This window comes from Hymenobacter psoromatis, assembly GCA_001596155.1.
Taxonomy (GTDB): domain Bacteria; phylum Bacteroidota; class Bacteroidia; order Cytophagales; family Hymenobacteraceae; genus Hymenobacter.
The window spans coordinates 757,522-782,135 of record CP014771.1 but is presented as its reverse complement, the minus strand read 5'-3'; the positions used below and the strand labels follow the sequence as shown (position 1 = coordinate 782,135).

Annotated in this window: 24 protein-coding genes; 14 read left to right on the top strand and 10 right to left on the bottom strand. The window is 63.0% G+C overall.

The annotated features are described in order from the left end of the window. Window positions 1-13: 13 nt before the first annotated feature. Window positions 14-562, bottom strand: a complete 549-nt coding sequence (locus A0257_03415; protein ID AMR26235.1) for an AraC family transcriptional regulator — start codon at window positions 560-562, stop codon at window positions 14-16. Between the two features lie 353 nt (window positions 563-915). On the opposite strand from A0257_03415, the gene A0257_03410 reads away from it, so the two are divergent. After that, on the top strand, window positions 916-1,719 hold the full coding sequence (locus A0257_03410) for a hypothetical protein (protein ID AMR26234.1): 804 nt from the start codon (window positions 916-918) through the stop codon (window positions 1,717-1,719). Beyond that, window positions 1,692-1,883 (top strand): hypothetical protein, encoded by a 192-nt coding sequence (locus A0257_03405; protein AMR26233.1) that lies wholly within the window; start codon window positions 1,692-1,694, stop codon window positions 1,881-1,883. Before A0257_03410 ends, A0257_03405 begins: the two co-directional genes overlap by 28 nt. A 554-nt stretch (window positions 1,884-2,437) precedes the next feature. Here the strand turns inward: A0257_03405 and A0257_03400 are convergent. The 3 genes from A0257_03400 to A0257_03390 form a co-directional block, all read right to left on the bottom strand. After that, on the bottom strand, window positions 2,438-2,932 hold the full coding sequence (locus tag A0257_03400; GenBank protein ID AMR26232.1) for a hypothetical protein: 495 nt from the start codon (window positions 2,930-2,932) through the stop codon (window positions 2,438-2,440). A gap of 111 nt (window positions 2,933-3,043) precedes the next feature. Further along, window positions 3,044-3,838, bottom strand: coding sequence for a thymidylate synthase (locus A0257_03395; GenBank protein AMR26231.1), 795 nt, complete (start codon window positions 3,836-3,838; stop codon window positions 3,044-3,046). Between the two features lie 66 nt (window positions 3,839-3,904). Continuing rightward, complete coding sequence (locus A0257_03390; protein AMR26230.1) at window positions 3,905-4,357, bottom strand: hypothetical protein; 453 nt, start codon at window positions 4,355-4,357, stop codon at window positions 3,905-3,907. 386 nt (window positions 4,358-4,743) lie between these two features. On the opposite strand from A0257_03390, the gene A0257_03385 reads away from it, so the two are divergent. Continuing rightward, entirely contained in the window at window positions 4,744-5,076 is a 333-nt protein-coding gene (locus A0257_03385) for a hypothetical protein (GenBank protein ID AMR26229.1), read from the top strand. Between the two features lie 244 nt (window positions 5,077-5,320). Here A0257_03385 and A0257_03380 read toward each other — a convergent pair whose 3' ends face one another. Then, window positions 5,321-5,569, bottom strand: a complete 249-nt coding sequence (locus A0257_03380) for a hypothetical protein (GenBank protein ID AMR26228.1) — start codon at window positions 5,567-5,569, stop codon at window positions 5,321-5,323. 143 nt (window positions 5,570-5,712) lie between these two features. On the opposite strand from A0257_03380, the gene A0257_03375 reads away from it, so the two are divergent. The 10 genes from A0257_03375 to A0257_03330 all read left to right on the top strand — a co-directional run bounded on the left by A0257_03375 (window position 5,713) and on the right by A0257_03330 (window position 15,024). Next, a complete protein-coding gene (locus A0257_03375; protein ID AMR26227.1) occupies window positions 5,713-8,022 on the top strand; it encodes a hypothetical protein in 2,310 nt (769 codons plus the stop codon). Window positions 8,023-8,265: 243 nt separating this feature from the next. Further along, window positions 8,266-9,099 (top strand): hypothetical protein, encoded by an 834-nt coding sequence (locus tag A0257_03370; GenBank protein AMR26226.1) that lies wholly within the window; start codon window positions 8,266-8,268, stop codon window positions 9,097-9,099. Further along, entirely contained in the window at window positions 9,078-9,551 is a 474-nt protein-coding gene (locus tag A0257_03365) for a hypothetical protein (protein AMR26225.1), read from the top strand. Before A0257_03370 ends, A0257_03365 begins: the two co-directional genes overlap by 22 nt. 155 nt (window positions 9,552-9,706) lie before the next feature. Beyond that, complete coding sequence (locus A0257_03360) at window positions 9,707-10,345, top strand: hypothetical protein (GenBank protein AMR26224.1); 639 nt, start codon at window positions 9,707-9,709, stop codon at window positions 10,343-10,345. Between the two features lie 52 nt (window positions 10,346-10,397). Then, window positions 10,398-11,408, top strand: coding sequence for a hypothetical protein (locus A0257_03355; protein AMR26223.1), 1,011 nt, complete (start codon window positions 10,398-10,400; stop codon window positions 11,406-11,408). Between the two features lie 108 nt (window positions 11,409-11,516). Continuing rightward, window positions 11,517-12,257 (top strand): hypothetical protein, encoded by a 741-nt coding sequence (locus tag A0257_03350; protein ID AMR26222.1) that lies wholly within the window; start codon window positions 11,517-11,519, stop codon window positions 12,255-12,257. A 76-nt stretch (window positions 12,258-12,333) separates the two neighbouring features. Beyond that, window positions 12,334-13,125 carry a hypothetical protein gene (locus A0257_03345; protein AMR26221.1) on the top strand — a complete coding sequence of 264 codons (792 nt, stop codon included), beginning with the start codon at window positions 12,334-12,336 and terminating at the stop codon, window positions 13,123-13,125. A 200-nt stretch (window positions 13,126-13,325) separates the two neighbouring features. Continuing rightward, complete coding sequence (locus A0257_03340; protein AMR26220.1) at window positions 13,326-14,162, top strand: hypothetical protein; 837 nt, start codon at window positions 13,326-13,328, stop codon at window positions 14,160-14,162. Window positions 14,163-14,172: 10 nt separating this feature from the next. Beyond that, on the top strand, window positions 14,173-14,568 hold the full coding sequence (locus tag A0257_03335) for a hypothetical protein (protein AMR26219.1): 396 nt from the start codon (window positions 14,173-14,175) through the stop codon (window positions 14,566-14,568). Between the two features lie 165 nt (window positions 14,569-14,733). After that, the gene (locus A0257_03330) at window positions 14,734-15,024 is read left to right on the top strand and encodes a hypothetical protein (GenBank protein AMR26218.1); all 291 of its coding nucleotides are present in this window, start codon (window positions 14,734-14,736) and stop codon (window positions 15,022-15,024) included. Between the two features lie 135 nt (window positions 15,025-15,159). Here the strand turns inward: A0257_03330 and A0257_03325 are convergent, their stop codons facing one another. Then, window positions 15,160-17,718, bottom strand: coding sequence for an excinuclease ABC subunit A (locus A0257_03325; GenBank protein ID AMR26217.1), 2,559 nt, complete (start codon window positions 17,716-17,718; stop codon window positions 15,160-15,162). 175 nt (window positions 17,719-17,893) lie between these two features. On the opposite strand from A0257_03325, the gene A0257_03320 reads away from it, so the two are divergent. Continuing rightward, window positions 17,894-18,505, top strand: a complete 612-nt coding sequence (locus A0257_03320) for a hypothetical protein (protein ID AMR26216.1) — start codon at window positions 17,894-17,896, stop codon at window positions 18,503-18,505. Window positions 18,506-18,525: 20 nt separating this feature from the next. Here A0257_03320 and A0257_03315 read toward each other — a convergent pair whose 3' ends face one another. The 4 genes from A0257_03315 to A0257_03300 all read right to left on the bottom strand — a co-directional run bounded on the left by A0257_03315 (window position 18,526) and on the right by A0257_03300 (window position 24,231). After that, entirely contained in the window at window positions 18,526-19,047 is a 522-nt protein-coding gene (locus tag A0257_03315) for a hypothetical protein (protein ID AMR26215.1), read from the bottom strand. A gap of 235 nt (window positions 19,048-19,282) precedes the next feature. Beyond that, window positions 19,283-22,921 carry a hypothetical protein gene (locus A0257_03310; protein AMR26214.1) on the bottom strand — a complete coding sequence of 1,213 codons (3,639 nt, stop codon included), beginning with the start codon at window positions 22,919-22,921 and terminating at the stop codon, window positions 19,283-19,285. Between the two features lie 50 nt (window positions 22,922-22,971). After that, complete coding sequence (gene gpmA, locus A0257_03305) at window positions 22,972-23,694, bottom strand: phosphoglyceromutase (protein AMR26213.1); 723 nt, start codon at window positions 23,692-23,694, stop codon at window positions 22,972-22,974. A 72-nt stretch (window positions 23,695-23,766) separates the two neighbouring features. Beyond that, window positions 23,767-24,231, bottom strand: coding sequence for a hypothetical protein (locus A0257_03300; GenBank protein ID AMR29609.1), 465 nt, complete (start codon window positions 24,229-24,231; stop codon window positions 23,767-23,769). Window positions 24,232-24,614: the final 383 nt, after the last annotated feature.

Here is a 24,614-nt window from a genome sequence, read left to right as displayed (position 1 = left end):
TTATTCCTACCCACTACAAGTGCCGCATTTTATGCTTCAACTGCTTGAAAAAAGTGGGCGTCAAACCCGTTGTTTTTTTAAACTGTCCCGACAGATGGGCCACGCTGCAGTAGTTAAGCTTGTGAGCGATTTCCGTTAGATTCAACTCATCGTAGAGCAGCAATTCCTTGACGCGCTCAATTTTGTGGTTGATAATTGACTGCTCAATAGTGACGCCGGTAGCCTCTGAAAACAGGTTGGCCAGGTAGGTATAATCGCGCTTTAATTGCTGGCTGAGATACTCCGAGTTCTTCATTTTAGGCAGACTATCAGCATGATGCACCATTTTCATGATGACTGCCTTTATCTGCCCTATTATTTTCCCTTGGTGCTGGTCGAGCAGTTCGACGTCCAGTTCCTGGAGTTCTTCCTGGAGTCGGGCGTGCTGCTGCGGCGTAATGTTTTGCTTGAAGATTATTTCCCCCAAGTCGACCGTGCCGTAGTGCAGGCCGAGCTTATCGAGCTTGTCTTGCACGGCCATTTTGCAACGGACACTGACCATATATTTTATGTACAATTTCATCTTTATTATTAACAAAGTGCAATTTACTCATCCTAGCTGCTACCTCTTGTTTTCTAGCCTCAGAGAAAGAAAAAACAGCTAGCACTACTCTCGCTCTCAGCCGCGCTACACCCCGCCACCCGCCCGCTGTCTCTCGGCTACCGAATTAATTTGCGCTCTTTTTATCTCTTCAGTTCAACGCATTTTCAGGCTCACTCAGGAGTTAGGATGAATTATGGTGCAAGTTACGGCCTTACTAGCGCCAGCTTGGCGGGGCCAGCGGGCCACCCCAGGGCCGGGCCGCTGGTCGCAGCCCACCTGGGTCTAGTAACGCCCGGAGCCGGCTCTGGACCCCTTCGCAGTAGTTTCGGCCAATGATGCTTTTCAACAACGACCTGCTGCCCACCGCCACCCTACCCCTGCCCAATCGCGGGCTGGCCTTCGGCGATGGCTTTTTTGAAACCCTGATTTTCACGGGGGGGCGCCTGCGCCTGGCCGCCGGCCATCTGGCCCGCATGCAGCAGGCCGCCGCCGCTCTATACCTGGATTTGCCCGCCGCCCTGGCCACCGCCGAGGCGTTGGAAACTACGCTGGCCCGGTTGGCCGCGGCCAACGAGCTGCCCGCCGCCCGCCTGCGCCTGCAACTATGGCGCGCCGGCGGTGGCCGCTATGCGCCGCTTACCAATGCCGCCGAGTGGCTGGCCACTGCCGAGCCATTCGTGGCCGACGAGTCCGCGCTGCACCAAGTTGATTTTGCCCACGAAACCACTGCGTTACCATCGCCGCTGAGCTTTTGCAAGGGGCCGCAGGCCTGGCTCTACGTGCGCGCCGCCCACGAGCGGCGGCAGCGCGGGCTGGAGGAGATTATTCTCTGCGACGCGGCCGGGCATGTGGCGGAGGCCGGTGCGTCGGCTGTTTTCTGGCTGAAAGACAGCGTTTTATATACTCCCGCGCTGGCTAGCGGCTGCGTGGCGGGCGTGCGCCGGGCGGCCGTGCTGCGGGCGGCTCTGGCAGCGGGCCAGGCCTGTCAGGAAGGCCTGTATCAACGGGGAGCCCTGCTGGCGGCTGATGCCGTTTTTACGGCCAACGTGGCCGCGCTACGGCCGGTGCGGGGGGTAGGCAACCACCAGTTTGCCGCGCCCGGCGCGGAATGGCTGGCGCGGCTGAGTCGGTACTAAGCTCTGCTATTACCCGCAGCCGGGGGTCTGTAGGTCAATTCGTTGTTGACCCGCTCCGCATTGCGCAGAGCCTGCAGGCGCTGCCAATCGACTTGGTGGTGATGCAGGTCAGCCTCCGTCACCTGATGGGTAGCCAGGACGATTGCCCGTGGGCCGTAGCCTAAGTGCAGGGCGCTAAAGGCAATCAGCGAGCGATGCAGGGTCGAGAGCGGGGAGATATGCACGGCAGATTAGCTGAAGGTAGGTGGGCGGAAGTACAATTTAGATGCCAAACTTATCTAAATTAAACTTACCCAAAAATATCGCTTAAAATAGCCTGAATGAGTTTTTTTCGATAAACAAGATGAATCACTGGCCAAAGCGCTCGCTTAGACAAGTCAAATAATTAGTAGAAAAGTTAAATTTAAAGCTTCAATCTACCGCTTCCGTCCGAGCAATATAGGAAAACAGAATACTGCTCTTCGCCCAAGATTCCGCTAACTCAATCGCGCGCAGCCAAGGTTAGCGCGCGGCTACGGAAACCACCATTTCCTCCCGCACTTCCGCTATCTCTATCGCGAAGTAGGGTGCGGGGCTTGCCCCCGCCCGTCGTTGAACAGCCCGCGCCAGAATCGGACAACGACGGGCGGGGGCAAGCCCCGCACCCTACCTGGCTCTCGCAATCCACTTCGTGAGGGATATAACATACTCAACACCAGGCTCTAAGGAATCTGAATACTTACTTCGCGATAAAGCGCATGGGCACCACCAGCGAATCCTGGGTGGCGGGCGAGCGGGCGAAACGCAGGGCACCCAACACCCGCTGGGCCTCGGCATCGAGGGCCCGGATGGCGGCGGGGGGGTAGGCGGCGTCGGGCTCCGTGAGTTCGCGGCGCGTGATGCGCGGCGGCTGGCGCACCGAGCCATTGGGCCGCACCTGAATGCTCACGAAAATGCGGCCCGTGGGCATGAGCACGTTGGGCTGGTCGGCGGCCGGGCGGGCCGCCTCAGGGTATTGGGCCTGGGCCGACACGAACTCAAAAAACTGGTCGCGCCCGGTTGCTTGCCGCTTGGGGTCAGTTTCGTGCCAGAAGCGCGGCAACACCGGCGAACGCAGCACCGGCGCGTCGGTGGGGGGTAGGGGCCGGCGGTGCGGCAGCATCGGGAAGCCGGGAGCCGCGTACTGGGCCTGGGCAGCCCCGGCCGCCAGCAGCAGCGCGCCCAGCAGCGCCAATCTGATTCTCATCCGCCTAAGTTACTTCTTTTATTAAGTTTCAAGTTACTGGTTTCTGGTTCCTGGTTTGAACGTCAACTAGGAATTGGGAACTTGGAAAAATCAGGAACTTCAAACCGCGACGGGGGCCTTAATGGCGGGCCAGGGGTCGTAGTTTTCGAGCTGAAAATCTGCGTATTGAAAGCCGAAGATGTCCGTTACGGCCGGGTTGAGGCGCATGGTGGGCAGCGGGCGCGGGGCACGCTCCAGCTGCTGGCGCGCCTGTTCCAAATGGTTGCTGTAGAGGTGGGTATCACCGCCGGTCCAGATAAATTCGCCGGGTTGCAGGCCCGTTACCTGCGCCACCATGAGCGTGAGCAGAGCGTAGGAAGCGATGTTGAAGGGCACGCCCAAAAAGACATCGGCCGAGCGCTGGTAGAGCTGGCACGAGAGGCGGCCATCGGCCACGTAGAACTGGAAGAGCGCGTGGCAGGCCGGCAGCTTCATGGCCGGCAGGTCGGCCACGTTCCAGGCGCTTACTACCATGCGGCGCGAGTCGGGCTGGGTTTTTAACTGATTGATAATCTGCGCAATCTGGTCAATGTGGCCGCCGTGGCCATCGGGCCAGCTGCGCCACTGGTAGCCGTACACGGGGCCGAGGTTGCCGTGCTCGTCGGCCCACTCATCCCAAATTTTTACGCCGTGCGCTTTTAGATAAGCGATGTTGGTATCGCCTTGCAAAAACCACAGCAGCTCGTGAATAATACTTTTCAAATGCACCTTTTTGGTGGTGACCAGCGGGAAGCCCTCAGCCAGATTAAAGCGCATTTGCGGCCCGAAAATGGAGCGCGTGCCGGTGCCGGTGCGGTCGGTTTTGAGCGTGCCGTGGTCGAGGATTTCGCGAAGAAGGGCTTGGTACTGGCGCATGGGGGTAGGCAGGTGGCGGGACAAAAGGCAAAAGTAAAGCGCCCGGCATTACCCATTCGAAGCCGGCTACTTCAGCTTTTGCGCCAGCAGGGCCGCCGTTTCGGGGCTACCCGCTTCTTTGGCCAGGGCCAGGGCATCCTTGCCTTCGTCGTCCTTGGCTTGGGCATCGGCCCCGCTGGCCAGCAGCAGCGCCACGATGGCCTTATTCCCTTTGCCGGCCGCGGCCATGAGGGCGGTGGCCTTGAAGCCGTCGGGCTGATTCACCTGCGCCTTGTACTTGAGCAGCAGCTTCACCAGGTCGAGGCTGCCGTTGGTGGCAGCCGTGATGAGGTAAGTCGTGGGGAAGCCGGGCACTATCTCCACGGCGGCGTTGGGGTTGGCCCCGGCGGCCAGCAGCGTTTCGGCGGCGGCGGCGTTGTTTTTCATCACGGCCGTGGTCAGCTCTTTACTCGGCGTTTGGGCGTGGGTAGCGAAGGCAAAACAAACAAGCGTAGCAAGGAAGAGAATAGCTTTTTTCATTTTAAGGGGATAGGACAAAGCTGCCGCGAAGGTACGCCGGAAGGCAGTTACGCGGCAGGTCTGTAAATGCGTGGGAACGTGATAAAAATGACCGCTGACCTTACGTCTCTTATACTTGGGGCTTCAAAGGCTTAAAAGCCCTCACTGACCCTATGCTTAGAGTAGTCTATCAGCGCTACCGGCCTTTAATTCCGGCGCTGACTTTAGCAGCCTGTTGCATCAGCACCTGCCTGGCTGCACTCAATGGAACGATTGTATTAGCTGGCACTACCTATAACTTTACCTTATCTGCTCGACACTATGGGGCCTTCGCAGCTACTATCATCACCCTTGTTGCTTTCTTCTTTTTTCGACGCTATTATGTATTTTGCTTAGGAGCAAGTATCTTGCTTGGCTTATTTAATTTACTTTATTTCAACGTTTTACAGACGAACATCGGCATTGGATTTGGAGAATTATCCATCGGCCTCAATCCCGTTTTGTTACTGATAAGCTTGCTAGCTTATTTATTGAGTTTTCAGAAAGCAAACGCTTATTTTTTCAAGTTGATTGCGCCCTCGCCAACCCGTATAGCCCGTGCGCAACAGGAAGAAGTAGCTCAATTCAAAGAGCGCTTTTCTCCTAAATCAACTGTAGAGCTTAACCAGCTTATTGCGGCTAACAAACTGGTGCCGGCCGCGCTCACCGCCGCCCGCCAATTAGTTCGAGAGCGGACGTAGCGAATGGCAGCGACTGAGTATTGCAACTAAAAACGCCACCTGTTTGGGTGGCGTTTTCTATTATCTGCTTCTCAATCCTCACAGCTTAACATAGCCGCGAACATAGGAAAAAAAACGAACAACGATGGCAGACATTCCGAGGTCATGAATGAATTTTCCGGTGAAATACCCAGCGTCGTAAGCAGTCATGGCTTCTTGAAAATAAGGGGGTAGGGCGTTTGGTAAAAAAAGTGTTGCCCTGCCTTTACAGCGACTTCACCATCGCCACCTTTTCCACCTTAGCCGGCGCGGCGGCTTTGGCGGCGGCCATTTTGGCGCGGCAGCAGGCGGGCATTCCAGCCATGCTGGTGCCGGCCATGCCTTGCTCGCACTTGGCGGCGGCCGCGGCGGTGCAGTGGTCAGCTTTCTTGCCTTTGGCGGGCTTATCGCCGTCGTGGGCGAAGGCGGTGGCGGCCGAAGCCAGCAGTGCGAGGGCGAGCAGGGATTTTTTCATCAGACTTGGGAGAAACAATTGGTAAAACCAGAGGGTTAGGGGTTGTTGCGGCTTCTAAAGTACAACGGGTTTCGGATATGCCGAAGCGCGTGTGCGCCGGCCCCGCTACCCCCGCGAACTACAAAGTCCGCGCTACTTGTTTTATGTCGCTTCGCCGAATCGCGCACCTCACGCTGCTGGTGCTGGCCCTGCTCACGGGGCTGGCCGGCTACTTTGCTGCCCAGCTCCGCTTCAATTATAATTTCAACGACTTCTACCCCGCCGGCGACCCCGACCTGGATTACTACCAGGGCTACACCCGGCGCTACGGCAACGACAACGACTACCTGCTGCTGGCCCTGGAGGCCGGGCCGGGCCAAACGGCTTTTTCGCCGGCCTTCCTGACGCAGGTGGATAGCCTGACGCGGGTGGCGCGGCGGCAGCGCGATGTGCTGCACGTGGTGTCGCCCACCACACTCAGCCAGACCGTGGTGGAGGGCCTCGGGGCCTACACCCTCCCCTACCTGCACCCGGCCGAATACCGCGCCGACCCCGGCCGCCGCGCCGCCGACTCGACGCTCATTTACCAAACGCCGGGCTTCGTGGGCAACCTCCTCAGCCCCGACGCGCGGGCCGTGGCCCTGGTCATCCAAACCACGCCCGACCTTAAGAAGCCGCCCGGCGACTCACTGCTGACGGAGCTGCGCGCCGGGCTGGCGCGGGCGGGGCTGCCCGCGGCGCGGGTGCACTTTGCGGGCAAAGTGGTGGCGCAGTCGGTGTTCGTGGACCGCCTGCAGCGCGAGATGATAATTTTCATGTCGCTGTCTTTCGTGCTGGTAATGGGGCTGTTGTGGCTCACGTTTCGCACCTGGTGGGGGGTAGTGCTGCCGCTGGTGGTGGTAGTGGGGGCCATTATCTGGGGCCTGGGCGTGATGGGGGCCTGCGGCATCAGCATTGATTTGATGACGGCCCTGCTGCCGCTGATGTTGTTTGTAGTGGGCATGTCGGATACCATCCACATTATCAGCCGCTACGTGAGCGAATTAGGCTACGGTGCGGGCAAAAAACACGCGCTGCGCACGACGATGAAGGAGTCGGGCTTCGGCTCGGGATTGTCGGCGCTCACGACGAGCATCGGCTTTTTTACCCTGATGACGAGCACTATAAAGCCTATCCACAACTTCGGGCTGTTTACGGGCATTGCCGTTATTCTGGCTTTCCTACTGAGCTTCACGCTGTTACCGGCCATGCTGGTGCTGCTCAATAAGCCCGCTTTGCGCGAGCCCCGCCAGCACGGCCACGACTGGGACGGGGTGTTGAGCCGGCTGTTTGTGGGCGTGCTGCGGCGGCGGCGGCTCATTTATATGCTCAGCGGGCTCATTCTGGTGGCCAGCATCGGGCTGGCTTCGCGGGTGCGGATTAACTCGTCGTTGCTCGATGACTTGTCTAAGAATGACCCCGTGCGGCGGGATTTCGCGTTTTTCAACGACCACTTCGCCGGGGTGCGGCCCTTTGAATTGGAGCTGAAGCCGGCCGGCGGGCGCGATATTTTTGACCCCGCCGTGCTGGCCCAAACCGAGAAAATCGAGCGCTACCTGGCCACTACTTACGGACTGAAGTTCGCCGCCTCGCCGGCCACGCTGGTGCGCACCGTGTACCAGGCGCTGCACGGCGGCGGGCTGGCCGAATACCGCCTACCCCCCGATTCGGCCGGGCTGGCGCGGCTGCGCGGGCCGCTGCGGCAGTTTCGCAAGCACCCCGAGTTTCGGGCGCTGGCCCTGCCCGACGGCACGGCCGGCCGCCTCACCGGCCGCATGGTGGACGTGGGTAGCATCCGGGCCGACGCGCTCAACGGCGCGCTCCGCCACTTTCTGCGCACCAGCATTGACACGACGGTGCTGCGCACCCGCCTCACGGGCTCATCCAACCTCATTGATAAAAACAATGAGAACCTGACCCTCAACATGATACAGGGCATGGCCATCGACGTGGCGATGGTCACGGCTATCGTGCTGCTGCTGTTTCGGTCGTTGCGCATGACGCTGGTGGTACTCATTCCCAACCTGCTACCCATTCTGGTGGTGGCGGGCGTGATGGGGCTGGCCGGCGTGAGCATGAAGGTGAGCACGAGCATCATCTTCACCATCGCCTTCGGCATTGCGGTGGATGATACTATTCACTTTATCAGTAAGTTGCGCCTCACGATGGGCCACGAGCCGGACTTATTCAAAGCCGTGCGGCGCACCTACATCCTGGCCGGGCAGGCGGTTATCGTCACCTCGCTCATTCTGGTGGGCGGCTTCGGCACGCTGCTGTTTTCGTCGTTTGACGGCACGTTTTACGTGGGCCTGCTCATTGGGCTCACGCTGCTATTTGGCGTTGTGGCTGAGCTGACGCTGCTGCCGCTGCTGATTCTGGGCGTGTATGGGCGGCGGCGCAAAAAGGTGGGGGTAGTACCGGTGGTGGTGGGGTAGGGTACGGGGCTGGCCCCCGCCCGGCGTTTGAACGAATCCTGCGCCCATCGTTCAACGCCGGGCGGGGGCCAGCCCCGCACCCTACCACTCACTAACTCACGGGATTTTTCACGGACTTCAACAGCTTTTTCTCCCGATTCATTACGGGCCGCTGGCAGCGGGCGGGGTTAGCAGCGTGGTTTGCGCCAGTTATCACCGCTCACTCTCCCGCGTATGAAACTCCTAGTCTTTTTCCGGGCTGCCTTGCTAGGCGCTAGCTTCCTGCCGGCCGGACCCGCTGCCCGCGCCCAACAACCCGATTCTGTCTTTGCCGACGCACCCCGCGAAACGCTGGACCTGGTCGGCTGCCCCCAATTCCGGCTATTTGATAAGGATTTTTACCGGAATAAGGTGTTTCTGCTGGGTGAATCGCACGGCGTGCAGCGGCTGCAAGACGTGGACTTTGCCCTGCTGCGCCACCTCAACCAGCGGGCCGACGTGCGCCACTACCTGGCCGAAGTAGACTGTGCCAAAGCCTATTACCTGAATGACTACCTGCACACCGGCAACGAAACCACCCTGGCGCGGGTATTTGCCAGTTGGGTGCGCGAGCAGGCGCAGTGGGGCAACGCCGGTTTCATGGCTAAAATCCGCCGCATCCGGGGCCTGAACCAGACGCTCCCGCCCGCCCGGCGCATTCAATTTGTGGGCATCGACGGGGTGCAGGACTACGCGCTGCTGGCCGATTACCTGCACGACCTGCGCGCCGCCGGCCGGCCCCTACCCCCCGGCTGGCCGCGGCCCTCGATTCGGTGCAAACCGCCCTGCGCGCTACCCCCGACCTGGCCGCCGACCTGGCCCTGCGCACCGGGCGGGCGCTGGCTGAAGCTGCGCCCGCCGCCCGCCGCGCCCTCGGTCGCCAAGCCTGCGCCGAAGTGCGGTACGCGCTCACTAACCTCGGCTACGCTCGCACGCTGCCGGGCCGCGAGCAGCAGCTGTTTGCCAACTACCAGGCCGCCCTACCCCTCTGGCACCTGGCGCACGAGAAACTCTACGGCCTGTGGGGCCTGGGCCACGTGCCGCAGCAAAAGGGCTTGAATTTTACCAGTCTGGCCGCTTATATCCGCAATAGCGCGCTACCGGACCACGCGAAAATCGTGTCCATCCTCAGCACCTACTCGGGCTGCCGCATGATGACGGCTTCGGCCGGGCTGCCTGCGCCCTGGCGCACGCCGGGCCAGCTTTTCACCGAAGTCGATAAGTTCAACCACGACGGACCGCTGGTCAAGCTGCAAGGGATAGAGACCCTCAAGGCGCGCACCCGGCCCGGTAGCACGACCCTCGTACGGCTTGATGCGCCCGGCACGGCCGCCCGCCGCCCGCCCGTGCAAATCACCTACGCGCCCGGCTTGCCCGCCAGCCAGCAAATGCAGTTTGACCCCGCCCGCCCTGCCACGGACTACGTGCAGTGCCTGCTGCTGGTGCGCGATGGGGGAGCCACGCGGCCGCTAGCACCAGTTGCGGGCGCGGAAACCACGAGCAGCCGGTAGCCACGGCCCGACGCGGCTTTACTTTACTGATAATCAGACCTCAACGAAATATGAACGCATTATATACCGGGCTTTCCCTGGGCCTATCGGGCCTGTTACCTAGCCTGCCAGCCCTGCGGCAAACCGCTTCTCGGCGCTATTTGCTTGCGGGGATATTGCTGGTAGGCATTGATATGTGGGTCGGCCTGGCCACGCTGCCACCAGCACTACTAAGGCCGCTCCTGGCCGCGCACGATAGCTACTGGCCGAACATCTTCCTGACCCTATTGGTCAGCCTGATAGCCCTGGGCCTGCTGCTTCGGGTAGGCAACTGGCAACGCGCTGAATTCGGCTTACAGCTCCGCACTAATGCCGGTACCGGCCGCGACGTTTGGCGCTGGCTGATGCCGCTACTGGTGCTGGAAACCGGGCTTCTGTGGCTGCTACTGCCGGGCGGGCACCCCACGGTAAACTACCAGCTGGTAAATCTGAGCGTGGGAATAACCGAGGAGCTTACTTTTCGCGGAATTTTCCTGGCCCTGCTGAACCGGGCTTTCCCGCGGCGGGTACGGGTGCTCGGGGCCGAATTGGGCTGGGGAACTGTGGTCAGCTCCCTGATTTTTGGGCTGGTCCACGGCCTGCGGGTGGATGCGGCCTTTCACCCCACGCTAAATCTCTTGCCAATGGCGATTCCTACGGTCGGCGGCTTCGTGCTGGCGTGGTGCCGGGCTCGCAGTGGCAATTTACTACTGCCCATTGCCGTGCATAGTGGAATGAACGAGCTGGCGCAACTCATTGCGCTGGTCAAAGGCTAGCGCTGCGTGGTCCCTTAGCCCGCTTCGCCCGCATCTTGCGCCTTCTTTCAGCATGGATTCTCCCTTCGACACCCAGCGGCCTTCGCGCTCCGACCTGGTGTTGGTGGCCGCCTACTGGCTGGTAGTCGCCCCGATACTACTGCTGCAATACCGGGCCGACAACCACACCAGCGCCGGGCGGGTGCTGCCTGAAGTGGTGGGCACAGTGGCGCTCGACACCGCCACCGTGGCCCTGCTGGTAGGCGGGCTGCTGCCCCTGGTGCTGGGCCGCCGCCGCTGGCTGGGCCTGGCGCTGTTCCCGGTGTTTGCGGGGCTGAGCGGCTTGGCTTACTTCTATATGTACGGCTACCTGGTCGGCCGCGGCCCCGCTTTCTCCGCTGAGAACGTCTTACTATCGGCCGTGCGGCACGCCCAGAGCTACGGCCTGCTGGCGGTGCTGCTCACCGGCAAGCACTACTTCGAGGCCCAGCACCGGGTGCTGCTGCTGCAAAAAGCGCAAGCCGAAAGTGAGCTGCGCGCCCTCAAGGCCCAGCTCGACCCGCATTTTCTGTTCAATAACCTGAACGTCCTGCACACGCTCATCGGGCAGGATACCGCCGTGGCGGGCCACTACCTGGGCTGCTTCGCCAACCTCTACCGCTACCTCATCCGGCACCGCGACGCCGACTTCGTGACCCTGGCCGAGGAGCTGCAATTTCTGGACGACTACGTGTACCTGCTGCGCCACCGCTTCGGCGCGGCCTATGTGTTTGAGACGACCCTCGCCCCCGGCCTCGACCCCGCCCGGCTGCACACCGTGCCGGGCACGCTCCAGATTTTAATCGAAAACGCCCTCAAGCACAACAGCGGCGACGACGACGACCCATTACCCATTTCCCTGATGGTGAGCTTACAAAGCTTACGGGTTCACAACCCCCAGCGCCCCAAGCACACCCGTCCCGAACCCGGCGGCACCGGCCTGCGCAACCTGCAAGAACGCTACCGCCTGCTGGCCGGCCAGCCCGTGCAGATTGACAATTCGGCAACGGAGTTTGCCGTCACGGTGCCGCTGCTGCACCAGTAGCGCGAACTTTCCAGTTCATGCGCGAGCAAAGCGCGCAGGCGGAACCGCGCAGCGCGAGCCTACTTACTCATCAAAATAACATTTTGTTTTTTAGCCATTTATAAACCCATGAAAAACCTCATTTTCCTCTCCCTCCTGGCGGCTGGCCTGGGCGCAGCCGGGGCCGGCCAGCTAGCACCAAAAGTAGCCCTGGCCGAAGAGCGCCCCCAAACCCGGTTGCTCACCTTGCCCACCGCCGAGGGCCTCATCGTCGAGGGGGCAGCCGACGTTACGGTGGCCGAAGGCAGCCCCCAGCGCATCGTGGTGGCGGGGTCGCTGCGCCAGCTCAACCAGCTCACGGCCAGTACGCAGGCGGGCGTTCTCCACTTTCACGCGCCCGACGACGAGGCCGCTTGGTGGCAGCCCTGGCGGCCCACCGAGCGGCTCCAACTCACCATCACCTTGCCCAAGCTAACGCAGCTACGCCTGGCCGGCACCACTTCCCTGACCGGGCTGACGCGCTTCACTGCCCCCGCCCTGGCTGTAGAGCTGGCCGGCGTGGGCAACCTGACGCTGCTGGTGGCCAACACCCGCACCAGCGTGGCCATCAGCGGGGCCGGCACCGCAACCATGCGCGGCACCACCACCACGCAGCAAGTGAGCATCCGGGGCGTGGGCACCTACCACGGCTTCGGCCTGCGGAGCGCGGCCACCACGGCCAGCCTAGCGGGTACCGGCACCGAGGAAGTGACTGCTACCCAGGCCTTAACGGCTACCGTAGCCGGTATCGGAACCATCCGCTACCGGGGTCGGCCGGCCACCAGGGCGTTGAGTGCCAGTGGGTTGGCCAGCGTGCGGGCAAGCCAGTGAGCCGGGCACCTGCTGCCACCGGCCCGATAAGAATGAGACTGCTTACCCAATTTCTTTGCTTAGTATTTACTTGCTTATGCACCTGCTTATTATTGAAGATGAAGCCCCCACGGCCGCCCAGATTCGCGGCTTCGCGGCCCGCTACGGCCTGCCTGCCGATGACGTGCACGAGGTGCGTAGCGTCAAAAAGGGCCTGGCCTGGTTCGCGGCTAATGAAATGCCAGCGCTCATCTTCTCCGATATTGAGCTGCTCGACGGCAACGTGTTCAGCCTTTACGAACAGGTGCGGGTCACCTGCCCCATCATCTTCCTCACCGCCTACGACCAGTTTTTACTGCCTGCTTTTCAGGCCAATGGCATCGGCTACCTGCTCAAACCTTTTAGCTACGAACAGTTTGCCGCCGCCCTGGCCAAGTACGACGGTTTGCGCGCCAGCCTCACACCTGCCCCGCTGGCCCTACCCCCCGCCGGCCTCTCCGTGGCGCTGGTCGAGCAGCTGCGCGCCGCCCTGCACCAACCGGCCCCCAGCTACCGCCAGCGCCTGACGGTGCGCCAGCCCAACAACGGCTTCTACCTGCTGCCCGCCGATGACATCGCCTTTCTGCAAGCCGATGAGGGCGTGGTCTTCGCCGTTGACCAGCGCGGGGCGCGCCACCCGCTCACCGGCACCCTCACCGAGTGGGAGCAGCAGCTCGACCCCGCCCACTTTTTTCGGCTCAACCGCAGCGAGCTGGTGCAGCTCAGCGCCGTAGCCAAGGCCGAGCCATATTTTAATAACCGCCTGCTGGTCAGGCTAAAGCACGGGGCGACGCTCACCAGCAGTACCGCCCAGACCGCCTCCTTCCGCCGCTGGCTGGAAGGGGGGTAGGGCGCGGGGCTTGCCCCCGCCCGGCGTTGAACGTCTCGTCTGGGAATCGTTCAACGCCGGGCGGGGGCAAGCCCCGCACCCTACTTCGGGTAAAATTATTTTTTCATTAATAACTTTGCGTTTCAAAGTTAAATAAATCTCAAAGCTACCCCTACCCCCCACCGGCACCAAGCGCGCCGGGCGGTTGTTAACTCCACATTATGGAACCCTTCGTTGCCCAAAACTCCGTCGTGCGCCGCATCTGGGGCACTTCTGATATTGTGTTGTTCATCTTTGCCGGGGCGGCGGCCGAGTTCGCGCTCAACAAGGCCGTGGACTGGCTCTACTTCACCGGGCGGCTGCCGGCCGACCCGCTGGGCCGGCTGTTTTCGACGGTAGATTACTCCCGGCGCATCCTGTTTTCGGACCAGGCCGGGGCCGGGCGGGCCATTGCCAGCATCGCCGCCATCCACGGCGCGGTGGAGGCGAGCCGCGGGCAGCGCATCCCCGACTGGGCTTACCGCGATGTGCTGTACCTGCTCATCGCGTACTCCATTCAGGCCTTCGAGCTGCTGGAGCGGCCGCTCACGCCAGCCGAATGCGAAGAAATAGTAGCAGTATTCGGGCGCGTGGGGCGGGGCCTGGGCATCCCCGATTTGCCCACTTCCTATCCCGCCTGGCAGGCCGACCGTGCCCGCCACCTGGCCGCCGACCTGGCAGTAAGTGACTGCACTATTGACCTTTACAAACAGTACCGGAAGCACCTGGGCGACGGGCGCTACGCGCTGCTGCGCGGAGTGCAGGGCCTGGTGGTGCCGGCCACCGTGCGCCGGCAGCTGGGGCTGGGCCGGGGCGCGTGGCTGCGGCCGGCAGTGCTTTTCTATCGGGCCACCAAGCGCTTCGCCCTGAGCCAATGGCTGAAAAACCTGATGTTACCCACTGAATACGCGGCCCGCATCCGGGCCTTGGATGAGGTGCCGGCCGAATACGCGCGGCCTACGACCCCGGTCGCCGAGGCGCTGGTCGCCTACCCCCCGCCCGCGCCTGAAGCGTCGTAGCTTCTTACCCATGCCCCACTTTCACTCCCGCTATTTCCTGCTCGCGGCCGGGCTGCTGGCCGTGGAAATCGGCATCGCTAGCTTCGCCCACGACCGCTTCGTGCGGCCTTACGGGGGTGATTTTCTGGCTACTATCCTGCTGTACTGCCTGCTGAAAAGCGGGTGGTCCGCCCCGGCGGGCCGGGTAGCGGCGGTGGCGCTGCTGGTTTCTTACGCCATCGAAGTGGCGCAGCTGGCGCACCTGCTGCGCTGGCTGGGTTGGCAGCATTCGCCGGTGGCGCGGCTGGTGCTGGGCAGTCAGTTTGAGTGGGGCGACCTGCTGGCCTACACGCTGGGGGCCGCCGTGGTGCTGGGGTTGGAGTATGCGCGCGGACGCTCCATGACGCGGGCGGTGGGTAGGCCGTGAGGCTTACCAAGGGGAAATGCTGCTACCGAGCGGGGTTGCGGAAGGAGGAGAAATATTTGCTAAAATTATTTGCCAATTTTTTTAGTAAAAATCGATTTAGTTTCTCATCTTTGCTCAACGAAAACTGCTTACTCCCCTATTCCTACCCTCCCTCCTTTCTGAGCTATGTCGGAAATAACCTACGCTTACGCCCAGCCCTCGGCCCTGACGGCCACCACTGCGGGTAATTCCTTGCAGCTAGCCGCCTGCGCCGAAGACGCGCCGGCCGGCGGCGCGGCCTGCTTCTTCCGGGGGCAATTGCGCGATTCGTGGCTGGCAGCGCGTGGGCTAAGCACGTTAGCCAAAGTGGTGGCCGCGCGGTTCGTGCCGCCGGCCGTGCAGGACCGCTTGCGCGAATGGAGCCAAACGGCCGCATTGAAGAAGCTGACGGGTAGCCTGCTTCAAAAAGCAAGTTGAGTAGATAAGCAAAAGAGAACGTCCTTCTGAGCTTGCCGAGGAATCTCGCCCGCATCGTTAGACGATATTCAAACGATGCGGGCGAGATTCCTCGGCAAGCTCGGAAGAACGTTCTCTTTTGGCCACGGGCACTCCCTACCCCCCGGCCAGGAAGCGGGCCAGGTAGGGGGCGGTGCGGCTGGCCGCGTTTTGGGCTACTGCGGCGGGCGGGCCGGCGGCCACCACCCTACCCCCTTCTTCACCCGCGCCGGGGCCGATGTCAATAACCCAGTCGGAGCCGGCGACCACGCGCATATCGTGCTCCACCACCAGCACGGAATGGCCGGCTTCGACCAAGCCGTTGAGCTGGAGGAGGAGCTTTTCGACGTCGGCGGGGTGCAGGCCGGTGGTGGGCTCGTCGAGCACGTAGAGGGTGTGGGCGCGGGCCTGGCGCTGCAACTCGGTGGCCAGCTTGATGCGCTGGGCCTCGCCGCCGCTCAGCTCGGTGGCCGGCTGGCCGAGGCGCAGGTAGCCCAGGCCCACGTCGCGCAACACCGTGAGGGCGCGGCGCACGCTGGCTTCCTCCGCGAAAAAAGCCCAGGCTTCATCCACGGTCAGGCGCAGCACTTCGGCGATATTTTTATCCTGGCACTTGATTTCGAGGGTTTTGGCGTTGTAGCGCGCGCCGTGGCAGGCGGGGCAGGGCGAATACACGCTGGGCAAAAACAGCAATTCGACCATCACAAAGCCCTCGCCTTGGCAGGTTTCGCAGCGGCCCTTGGCCACGTTGAAGGAGAAGCGGCCGGCATCGTAGCGCCTCTTTTTGGCTTCGGGCGTGGCCGCAAAGAGCTTACGCACGTGGTCGAACAGGCCCGTGTAAGTAGCCATATTGGAGCGCGGCGTGCGGCCGATGGGCTGCTGGTCCACGCGCACGAGGCGCTTAACGAGGTCTAATCCGGCCGTGATTTTGCCTTCGGCCGCTGCGCCCTGGTCGGCCAGGTCCAGGATTTCTTCGGCGGCTTCACCCACGCTGGCTTCGGCTTCGTCGGCTTTCATTCCGAGGGCTTCGCTTATCAATTCTACCAATAACTGGCTCACGAGCGTGGACTTACCCGAGCCCGACACGCCCGTAACCGTGGTAAACACCCCCAGCGGAAAGGCCACATCAAGATTGTGCAGGTTGTGGCGGGTGGCCCCAGTCAGCTCCAGACGGCCCACGGGCGGGCGGGGGGTAGGAAAATCAATCTTTTCAGTATCAAACAGATACTGGCGCGTCTGCGAGTTTTCGACGGCGGCCAGGCCGGCGGGCGGGCCGCTGTAAAGCACCTGGCCGCCCTGCTCGCCGGCGGCGGGACCGACATCCACGAGCCAGTCGGCGCAGCGCACCACGTCGAGGTTATGCTCCACTACGAAGAGCGAGTTGCCGGCTCGTTTGAGGCTGGCGAGCGCTTTCAACAGCGCCTGAGTATCGGCGGGGTGCAGGCCGGCCGAGGGCTCATCGAGCACGTACACTACGCCAAATAGGTTGGAATAGAGCTGGGTAGCCAGCCGCAGGCGTTGCAGCTCGCCGGGCGAGAGCGTGGGCGTGCTGCGCTCCAGGGCCAGGTAGCCGAGGCCCAGGTCGAGTAGCACCGCCAGGCGGGCGCACAGGTCTTGGGTGATGCGACGCGTCACTTCGGCCTGCTCGGGGTGGGCTTTGTCGTGCTTTTGCGCGCCGGCCGTGCCCTCGGCAAAGGGCCGCAGCCGGGCCGCCACTTGCTGGAGGGGTAGGCGAGCCATATCGGCAATGTCGAGGCCGGCGAAAGTGACGCTGAGCGACTCGGGCCGCAGGCGCTTGCCGTGGCACAGCGGGCACTCCTGGCTCAGCATGTACTGCAACACGCGCTTTTTCATGAGCGCGCTCTGGGTGTTTCCAAATGTATATAGGACGTGCCGCCGGGCGCTTGAAAACGTGCCCATGTAATTAGGCTGCTCTTTGCTTTTCAGAGCCCGCTGCGTTTCGGCGGGCGAGTAGCCGGGATAGACCGGCACCACCGGCTGCTCATCGGTGAAGAGAATCCAGTCGCGGTCCTGTTGGGGCAAGTCGCGCCAGGGCAGGTCCACGTCGTAGCCCAGCGTCACCAGAATATCGCGCTGGTTCTGGCCGCCCCAGGCCTGGGGCCAGGCCGCGATGGCCCGCTCCCGGATGGTGAGCGCGGGGTCGGGCACCATCGAGGCTTCCGTTACTTCGTACACCCGGCCCAGGCCGTGGCAGCGTGGGCAGGCACCCTCGGGCGTGTTGGCCGAGAAGGCTTCGGCGTAGATAATACCCTGGCCTTCAGGATAGTCACCGGCCCGCGAGTAGAGCATTCGCACGAGGTTGGACAGCGTGGTGACCGAGCCCACCGATGAGCGCGTAGTGGGCGCGCCGCGCTGCTGTTGCAAAGCCACGGCCGGCGGCAGCCCGTCAATGCTGTCCACCTCGGGCACTGATAATTGGTGAAACAGCCGCCGCGCGTAGGGCGACACTGACTCCAAGTAGCGCCGCTGCGCCTCGGCGTAGAGCGTGCCGAACGCCAGGCTGGACTTGCCCGAGCCCGACACGCCGGTGAAAACGACTAAGGCATCACGCGGAATAGCGACATCGATGTTTTGCAGATTATGCTCGCGGGCACCGCGCACGCGCACGAAGCCGGTTGGGTTGAATTCAGGCGTTGGGAAAGGCAGTTTTGCCATAATAGGGAGGAGCGAGGGAGAAATGCGCGGCTGGGTCGCCGGTCGTTCCGCATACGCAGCCGGCGCGGCGGCATCCGAAGTTTGGGGTGGAAATTACGGCGCGCCGGATTTGGCCCAGGGCCAGCGCTTCCGCCTTTCGACGCGTAGCTTCGCGGACCTTCGCCTTCGCTGCCTTATGCTTTCTTCGCTAGTCATCAGCCTGTTCGCCGCCGCGCTGGCCAGTCAATCGCCCCCAGCCGCGCCCCCGCTGCCAGCCGCTTTCCAACGCCAGCTCACCGCCAGCCACTTGCGGTTTCGGCGGCCGGCCGGCGCGGTGCCGGTGCCGGTAGTGGCCAACGCCCAAATGAGCTACGCCTACGCCGTGCGCTTCGCCGGCAAGGGCCTGGAAGTGCGCTACGCCATCCAGCCGCTCGGCCCGCTGCTGGCTGAGTATCACCGCGCTAAGAAACAGAAGAACAGCGACATGGTGGACCCCAACGAGTTATATCCCACGCTGCTGCTAACGGTGGTGGCCAATATCGCGGGCGGGCAGTTTCCGAAAGTCGATGACTTTCCGGTGGAAGCCATGCGGCGGGAGTTTCGGGCCGACTGGGGCGGCACGACGCTGGTTGCGCCCGCCCGGCAGTTTGCGCCCGGCTATAAATACTGCATGGTAGTAGCGCTGCACAAGCGCGACGTGGCCGATGCATACTGCTTTTACCTGTTCAATAAGCGCGAGGCTATCAATGACCTGATGCGGGCCGCTACGCCGGACGAGGCGGCGTTTCACGCCCTGCGGTTTGAGTAACCCCCTACCCCCCGCCGCCGCTACGGATGCACCAGCACCCAGCCATCGGCCTGCCGGATTATCAGCTCGCCGTTGCCGGTGGGCACCACCGAGATGTAGGGCAGCATGTCGGCCTTGGTGAGCTTGTAGGCATTCAGCGAGTTCTGGCACTGGGCCAAGACCACGCCCGCCCGTTGCAGGGCCAGCACGTCGGCTTCGTAAGGCTGGTCCTTTTTAAAGGCCATCGTGCCGCCGCTGAACACGACCAATTCCAGCTCCAGCTTGCCCTGGAGGCGCGGGTCGTTGAGGGCGTTCTGCATGTTGTGCAGCGTTTTGTTGATGAGCTTGGGGTCGTCGCTATCAAGCTGATACACGGCCCGGTAGTGCTTCTTGGTGGCCGGCGCGCCTACAAATTGCGCGGCTTTGGCGGCTACTGCCGCGTCGGGGGCGGGTAGGGCCGGCGCGGGGCCGGCGGCGGGCAATGCGGGCGCGGTTTGCGCGTGCGCGGTGGCGCAGGTGGCCAGCAGCAGGCCCGTAGCCAGCCAGGAAAAAAGGGTCGTCATGCGGAAGAAAATGAGGGGGTAGGGACGGATAAGGCCAGCGGCCAAAGCCAAAGCCAAGCGGGCGACAGAACGCAATTTAATTGCCTCACCGCCGCGAGCACCGGGCAGCAAGATAATGAAGCTGTTTAGGGAGTAGGCGTTCGCGGCGGGCTGCCCTTTCTAAACAGCTTCAATTACTGAACTGCTGTTACGCAACGGGGCGTAACAGCAGTTACTGAACAGGCGCGGCGGCTCACTACGCTACCCAGCCGCCGCCCGCGCGCACGCGCTCCAGCAGCGCCGCGTGGTGCGGGGCCCGCTGCAACACCAACTCATTGCCTAGCAAAATCAGCTGCTGCCGCGCCCGCGTCACGGCCACGTTGAGCTTGCGGTCCACCTGGCCGGTTTCGTCGGGCGATACCATCAGCTCCAACTGGTGCTCGTGGTGGCAGCAGAAGCTCACGATAATCACCTCGCGCTGCGAGCCCTGGTAGCGCTCCACGGTATCGACGCTAACCTGGGCCAGTTGCGGCAAATCGTGTTCCTGGGCCAGCTGGGCCAGTCTAGCGCGGATGCGGGCCGCCTGGTTGCGGTAGCTGGCAATGATGCCCAGCGTCATATCCGGGTCGAAAGCAGCGCCGTAGCCCTGCGCCACTTGCAGCGCGGCGCGGGCGGCCAGCTCGGCTTCCTGGCTCGATTCCTTTTGCGAAAAATCGTCGGGCTGGCGGCGGGTGGGCACGAACACGAGCCGCTGGCGGCGCAGCGCTTCCCCAAAGGCATCAACGGCCGGGGCCCAGGCGTTGGGGTTGAGGCTAGCGTGCTGCCAGGGCATGGGGCTGCGCAATTGGCCGCCGTAGAAGTCATCGTTGACGAGCGCGGCCAGCTCGGCGTGGGCGCGGTACTGGTTGGCGAGCGTGCCGTGGGCATAGGGCCACTGCGCCTCGGCGCGCCGAAACAGGCGCTCGAAATACGAGTTGCGCAGGTTGGTGAGGCCCAATTGCTCGCGCAGCAGCTCGGCCACGGCGGGCGCCACGGCGCTGGTTTCGGCCTCCTGGGTCACCACGGCCGGCAGCTGGCGGTGGTCGCCGATGAGGATAAATTTCTTGGCCTTGGCCAATAAAGCCAGCATCGGGCCTTCGAGCACCTGGCTGGCCTCGTCCACCACGGCTACGTCAAAATTCTTCAATTGAAATAGCTCGGGCCGGCCCAGCAGGCTGCTGATGGTGCCCACGTAGAGCGGCGTATTGGTAAGCCGCGCCCGCACCATCTGGCGGGTGGGCAGGTCGCGAATCATGTTATCCAGCAAATACGGCCGGTAAGCCGGCGAGGTGCCCAGCCGCGAGCCGATGCGAATAAACGGCAAGCCGGCATCTATTAATTGCTCGCAGATTTCGTCCACCGCGCGGTTGGTATAGGCAGCCAGCAGCGTGTTTTTATCCTCCGCCACAAGCCGAATAGCCAGCTCGCGCAGCACCGAGCGGGTTTTGCCGGTGCCGGGCGGGCCGCAGAGCACGAACCAGTCGGGCGCGGCCAGGGCGCGGGCCACCACCGCTTCGGCCGCCGTGGCGGGGGTAGGGCGGGCGGCGTCCCAGCCCTCGGGCGGGCGCGGCGCAGTGCGGGCCAGCAATTGGCGGCGGCGCGCCGGCGGCAGGCTCAGGAAGCTGGTCAGCCCCGCCCACTCGCGCCGAAAGGTGTCATACGTGTCGGGCTCCAGGGCCCAGTGCGAGTGGCCGAGCAAGTAGCGCGGGGCCAGCCGGCGGTTGCGCACGGCCAGCACTACCCGCCCGTCGGCGGCCAGGTCCTCGGCGAGGGTCACCTTGACGACCTGCGCATCGAGGACGGATAAGCTGTAGGGGCGGGGCTTGTCCCCGCCCGTCGTTGTTGCTGCGTGGGGGTCGTCCGGCCCCGCTGGTTCTGACGCCTGGGCGGGGGCAAGCCCCGCCCCTACCCGCCTCGGATACAGAATGAGCGTGTCGCCGGCCCGAAAATTCACTTCCCTACCCCCCACCGGGCGCTGGAAGATGAGGTGCGGACCCAGGCCGGCGCGGGCATCGTCGGGGGCGTTGCTGTGGTCTTCGATTAATTCCAGCTCATCGAGCAGGCTGAAATTCTGGTGCTTGCGGGCCTGCGGCAATAGCCAAAGGCCGGCCTGGCCGCCGGCGTCGCCGGGTCGGCCCTCTTCGCCGAGCAAAGCCAGGCGCATTTCGCGGGCCGCGAAGCGGGTCAGCTCCAGGCAATAGGCGCGCTCGGTGCGGTCAGCGGCGCTCCACACGTTGGCGGTTTTTTCGGCTTTTTCGCGGTTGAAACTTGGCACGGCGGCCAGGTTGGGGCGCAGCACGGGGGCCAGCAGGGCAGCCGTCTGGCCGGGGCCGGTGGCGCGGGCCAATTGCAATTCGAGGCCCACAAGCTGGTTGCGGGCGGCCAACAACTGGTCCACGAGGGCCAGGTTTTGCAGCACCGGGCGCACGGCCGGTTGGTCCTCAGCCGCATTAGAATATAAAATGCTCGTGCGGCCTCGGCCGGCCGTTTCGCCATCGGCCCCGAACACCGATTCCAACAATAAACGGTAGAGCTGGGCCTGGGCGGCGTGATTGGTCCAGGGCTCGGCCACGGGCACTTTCACCGAGCTTTTCAGCTCCACCAGGTCGTAGCCGGTGGGGCTTTCGTGCAGCAGGTCGAGGCGACCTTGCAGGCCGTAGGTGGCCGACAGAAAAGTGGGTTCGAGAAAGCAATCGGCCAGGCGCAGGGGCTGCTGCTGGTAGCCGCTGCGCGAACCCGCCACGAAGCCCTGCCGCTGCGCCTGCCGCAGCGTGCGGTGGTGCCGGCGCAGGTCGTTCAGCAGCTCAGGCACGCCGGTGCGGGTCTGAAACTCGGGCAACGTGCTCAGCGTCAGCGGCTCGGCCCGAAAAAGCTTTTTGGTGAGAAAGTGCTCCAGGTCGAAGTCAGTGCTTGGTACTTGGTGCTTGGTGCTTGGTGCTTCTTTAGTCCCTGGTTCCTGGTCCCTGGTCCCTGGTTCCTGGCCGTCATTCAAACCAGGCACTGGAAACAAGGAACCAGGAACCTGGTTGGCCGCGTGGCTCACTTCCTCATCGAGCAGGCGGTTGACCAGGTTGCCGACCACCAGCGAGCGCGAGGTTTCATCGGGCAAAAACGATTTCAGCAGGGCCAGCTCGCCAAAGGTGCCGTCGCGCTGCGCGCACTCGGCCAGCGTGGTTACGCTGATGAGATAGTCGGGCTCCAGCACCACGCGGCGCGGGCGCACGCGGCCATCGGGCAGCCGCGCCGGACCGATGAGGTTGAGGGCCGGGTGCAGCGCGGCGGCCGGCAGCAGCAGGGTTTCGTAGGCTTCGGGCAGCACCAGCTGAAATGGCCCGGCCGGCCGGCCGTCGGCGGGCGTGCTCATTTCGACGGTAATCGCGCCGCTGGCCAGGTCGGCGTGCACTACCTGCACCCGCCACACGGCGCGCGGGTCGGCGGCAAATCCCTCGGCAGCATCGGGCCGGACGGGGGGGGTAGGGCCGGCAAGGCGGGCCGCTTCGGGCGCGGCGGGGGGGGTAGGGCCGGCGTAGGGCTCGCCGGTGAGGGCCTCCAACAATTCGGCCACGGCCGCGAAGCCGGCGGCTACCTCGGCGGCGGTGCCAGGGTAGCTTTCGTGCAGCACCAGGTTGGCCGCCACGCGCAGGTCCTGCAGGCGGGCGCGCAGGCCGGAGTCCAGCTCCAGGGCGTAGCAAGCGCCGCCGATGGCCTGAAACAGGTTGCCAAACGGCGCTTTGCGGCGCTTGTAGTCGGCCCGCAGCAGGCTTTCGAGCAGCTTGCGCAGGCGCGGCAGCCCGTCGGCGGGCGCGGCGGTGGGGTCGGCTAAAGCGGCGAGGCGGGCGTGGGGCGAATCAGACAAGACGGGGGGTAGGGACTATACTTAAAGGTAAGCCTACCCCACAAAAATAGCTATTTGGCAGCGGGGCCGGGCGTGGTCCCATCGTCCTGCAAATAATAATGCCGGATGCGGTTGAAATTTTCGTCCAGCTCATACACCAGCGGCACGCCGGTCGGGATGTCCAGCTGAGTCACCTCCTCGTCCGATAAGTGGTCGATGTACTGCACCAGGGCGCGCAGGCTGTTGCCGTGGGCGGCAATTATCACCTGCTGCTGGCGGCGCAGGGCGGGCATTATTTTCTCGGTCCAGAAGGGCAGTACCCGCGTCAGCGTCTCGCTCAGGTTTTCGGTCTGGGGCAGCTCGCGGTAGGTTAGGTGCCGGTAGCGCGGGTCGTGGCCCGGAAAGCGCGGGTCTTCGGGCTGCACGGCGGGCGGGTGGGCATGGGGCGAACGGCGCCACTGCTGCACCTGCTCCTCACCGTACTTGGCGGCGGTTTCGGCCTTGTTGAGGCCCTGCAAGGCCCCGTAGAAACGCTCGTTCAACCGCCACGACTTTTGCACCGGAATCCACAGCTCATCCATATTTTCAAGGGTGATATCCAGCGTTTTAATGGCCCGCTTGAGCACCGACGTAAAGCCCATGTCAAACGTGTAGCCATGCTGCCGCAGGAGCTGGCCGGCGTGGGCCGCCTGCTGCCTGCCCTCGTCGGTGAGGTCCACGTCGGTCCAGCCGGTGAAGCGATTTTCGAGGTTCCACACGCTCTGGCCGTGGCGTAAAAGCACAAGTTTTAACATGGAAGTAGCATCCGCTTTAGCGTGTCCGGGTTAATGTTAAGACGCACACGCTCAAGCGGATGCTACCAGCACTTACTTCACCAGGAAATCGGCTTCCGTCTTGCCCCACAGCATGGCCACCTTGCCGCTCTTATCGGCCGTGATGGTGAACTGCTCGACGGGCGCGGCCACGGTTTTGGACTTCACTTTCACGCGCAGCGCATCCTCCTTGTCCTGGTACTTGAACGCGCCCCACTGCTTGGCCGTCTTGTTGAAGATAACCGTCCACTCGTTGGGACCGGGAATGGTGAACAGCGCGTAGGTGCCGGCCGCCAGCGGCTGGCCGTTGATTTTCACGGCCTTACTCACCGTGAAGGTGGTGGCCTCGTTGGCCCCGGTGCGCCACACCTCGCCATTGGGGGCCAGCGGCGACTTTTCGCCAAACGCCGCGCGGCCCTTCAGCGAGGGCTGGCTGTAGTCAATAGTGACCTCGGTGCCGCGCACGTCGGCTTTTGCCACGGCCGGCGGGCTGGGGCGCTTCGATTTGTCTTCGGGCATTTTGTCCTGGGCCTGAGCCGGGGCGGCGTAGGTGAGCAGGGCAGCGCCGGCGAGCGCGGCGAGGGGTAGGAAACGCATGGGAGAGAAGAGTTTTAGGTGTGCGTGGGTAAGCCGCTAGGCAGGCAATAAGTTCAGCCCGGCAACCAGCTCGGTGCATAACGGCCGGCCAGAGTCGCCCAACAATCTGGTATTTTACTTTTCAGGTACGCTAGTTAAAGCTATGCCCTTTAGGGCAAGACTTTAGTTGCTACTCACTTTTGCCGGTCTTGTTCAGGCAAGGCTGTTTAATTTTTGATTGTCAGTTAGTTACTGCTATTTGCTCAATGACCGACGCCAGCGTTTAGCCAGCAGAATTTCATTCTAAAGCGACCCACTTTCAGTGG

Bases quoted from the DNA above. Each gene is read 5' to 3' on its own strand.
- A0257_03415 (AMR26235.1), bottom strand. From the start codon at position 562: ATGAAATTGTACATAAAATATATGGTCAGTGTCCGTTGCAAAATGGCC.
- A0257_03410 (AMR26234.1), top strand. From the start codon at position 916: ATGATGCTTTTCAACAACGACCTGCTGCCCACCGCCACCCTACCCCTG.
- A0257_03405 (AMR26233.1), top strand. From the start codon at position 1,692: ATGGCTGGCGCGGCTGAGTCGGTACTAAGCTCTGCTATTACCCGCAGC.
- A0257_03395 (AMR26231.1), bottom strand. From the start codon at position 3,838: ATGCGCCAGTACCAAGCCCTTCTTCGCGAAATCCTCGACCACGGCACG.
- A0257_03390 (AMR26230.1), bottom strand. From the start codon at position 4,357: ATGAAAAAAGCTATTCTCTTCCTTGCTACGCTTGTTTGTTTTGCCTTC.
- A0257_03380 (AMR26228.1), bottom strand. From the start codon at position 5,569: ATGAAAAAATCCCTGCTCGCCCTCGCACTGCTGGCTTCGGCCGCCACC.
- A0257_03375 (AMR26227.1), top strand. From the start codon at position 5,713: ATGTCGCTTCGCCGAATCGCGCACCTCACGCTGCTGGTGCTGGCCCTG.
- A0257_03355 (AMR26223.1), top strand. From the start codon at position 10,398: ATGGATTCTCCCTTCGACACCCAGCGGCCTTCGCGCTCCGACCTGGTG.
- A0257_03350 (AMR26222.1), top strand. From the start codon at position 11,517: ATGAAAAACCTCATTTTCCTCTCCCTCCTGGCGGCTGGCCTGGGCGCA.
- A0257_03345 (AMR26221.1), top strand. From the start codon at position 12,334: ATGCACCTGCTTATTATTGAAGATGAAGCCCCCACGGCCGCCCAGATT.
- A0257_03340 (AMR26220.1), top strand. From the start codon at position 13,326: ATGGAACCCTTCGTTGCCCAAAACTCCGTCGTGCGCCGCATCTGGGGC.
- A0257_03335 (AMR26219.1), top strand. From the start codon at position 14,173: ATGCCCCACTTTCACTCCCGCTATTTCCTGCTCGCGGCCGGGCTGCTG.
- A0257_03330 (AMR26218.1), top strand. From the start codon at position 14,734: ATGTCGGAAATAACCTACGCTTACGCCCAGCCCTCGGCCCTGACGGCC.
- A0257_03325 (AMR26217.1), bottom strand. From the start codon at position 17,718: ATGGCAAAACTGCCTTTCCCAACGCCTGAATTCAACCCAACCGGCTTC.
- A0257_03320 (AMR26216.1), top strand. From the start codon at position 17,894: ATGCTTTCTTCGCTAGTCATCAGCCTGTTCGCCGCCGCGCTGGCCAGT.
- A0257_03315 (AMR26215.1), bottom strand. From the start codon at position 19,047: ATGACGACCCTTTTTTCCTGGCTGGCTACGGGCCTGCTGCTGGCCACC.
- gpmA (AMR26213.1), bottom strand. From the start codon at position 23,694: ATGTTAAAACTTGTGCTTTTACGCCACGGCCAGAGCGTGTGGAACCTC.
- A0257_03300 (AMR29609.1), bottom strand. From the start codon at position 24,231: ATGCCCGAAGACAAATCGAAGCGCCCCAGCCCGCCGGCCGTGGCAAAA.